Here is a 1,590-nt window from a genome sequence, read left to right on the forward strand (position 1 = left end):
TAGCCTTGAGCATAACTCTAAGACCTTCATTCTTCTAGCCCCATGAGGGCTATTTTTTTCTATCACTAAAATTTATATCATAGGATTTCCTCAACTTTTGTCGAATTTTTAAAATATGCAATCTATAAAAATTTTAAAAGGAGGAAATCTCTATGTACCAACGTCAAGAAATCTTTAATATAATTGAGCTTTTTACTTCTAAAAATACTATAAATTTTTATACTAATATTTTTGAAAATCTTGATATATCTCCTATACCCGATAGGGTTCCTTCTAAATATGGACCTATCGGTTTTTCAAGACATGCTCTTTTTAGAGCTTTCATAGTCATGAAATGTGAGAAATTTGCTCAAATTACTGATCTTAAAGATTTTTTAGAAAACAATTTAATTATTGCACATCTTTGTGGCTTTAATATTCTTAAACCACTTCCTTCATACAGGACTTTTCAAAGGTTTATAAAAAATATTCAAAACTCCTGTTTGAAAGAAATTATGAAACACCAAGTAAATACTCTCAAGAAACTTGGATTTATAGATAGCAACTTTATATCTGTTGATGCAACTCCAGTTAAGGCAAACACTAAACTTAATAACCCTAAATGCTTCGCATCAAATAAATTTTCAAAGAAAAATCCTCCAAAGTCTGATAAAGACTGTAAACTTGGAGTACATACTGCTAATAACTCCAAAAACATTAAAATCAATAATAACTCTAATAAATCAAGTGAAAAATATGAATTTTACTGGGGTTATAAAAATCACATTATTTGTGATGCAGTATCTGGACTCCCTATAGATGAATATACAAGTACTGCTGATATCAATGAAATTTCTACTCTAACTAAATTTCTTTCAAGTACAAACAACTGGTTTTCACTTAATAGAAGTTATGTTATTGCAGATAAAGGTTATGATTCAAAGTTAAATCATGATTTTATAAAAAACAACCTAAAAGGTCTTGCCTTTATCGCTATGAACAAAAGAGGAAAGAAAAATCCTAAATTAACTTCCACTGGAAACATTATTTGTCAAGGCGGTCTAGCCATGCATAAAGATGGACGACAGTATTTTGATTCATACATCAAGCAAAAATTTTGCTGCCCATTTAAAAAATCCAAAGATGATTCACTGTGTCCCTGCAAACATGAAAAATATTTCAATGGCAGGAAAAACAGAGGATGTGTCCGTTATATAAATAAAGGTACTGACTATAGAGCTTCAATTAATCATGAGTCTAAATTTTTTAAAGCCATCTACAGTTTGAGAACAGAATCTGAAAGATATAATTCCAGATGGAAAAAGCTTAATAACGAAAGAGCTTATGTCAGAAATATAAATTCTGTTTCAAACTTAAATACTATAGGACATATATGTCTCCTAACAACTGCGATAGCAGCTATAAAATCTAATAACTCTGATAAAACTAGATCCCTATCGGGATTAAAGAGAGCAATTTAGCTTAAAACCTACTATTTTTTAACATACACTTTTACCTTAGAATCAGTCCGCCTATTTTTATGTTACCATTAATTGTAATGTGCGTTTTCATAAGAAATTTTTAACTTTTATTTTTCAATCTATAATATTT

The 1,590-nt window shown here is 29.2% G+C and carries 1 protein-coding gene; it reads left to right on the plus strand.

Annotated features, from left to right (window positions below; translation table 11 throughout):
- The first annotated feature begins 152 nt into the window (after positions 1-152).
- A complete protein-coding gene (locus H2684_RS12225; RefSeq protein ID WP_182089678.1) occupies positions 153-1,460 on the plus strand; it encodes a transposase in 1,308 nt (435 codons plus the stop codon).
- Positions 1,461-1,590 lie beyond the last annotated feature (130 nt).

Source organism: Clostridium sp. cel8, assembly GCF_014050525.1.
In the GTDB taxonomy this organism is placed as follows: domain Bacteria; phylum Bacillota; class Clostridia; order Clostridiales; family Clostridiaceae; genus Clostridium_B.

Excerpts from the sequence above, each read along its gene's own strand:
- H2684_RS12225 (WP_182089678.1), top strand. The coding sequence starts at position 153 with ATGTACCAACGTCAAGAAATCTTTAATATAATTGAGCTTTTTACTTCT.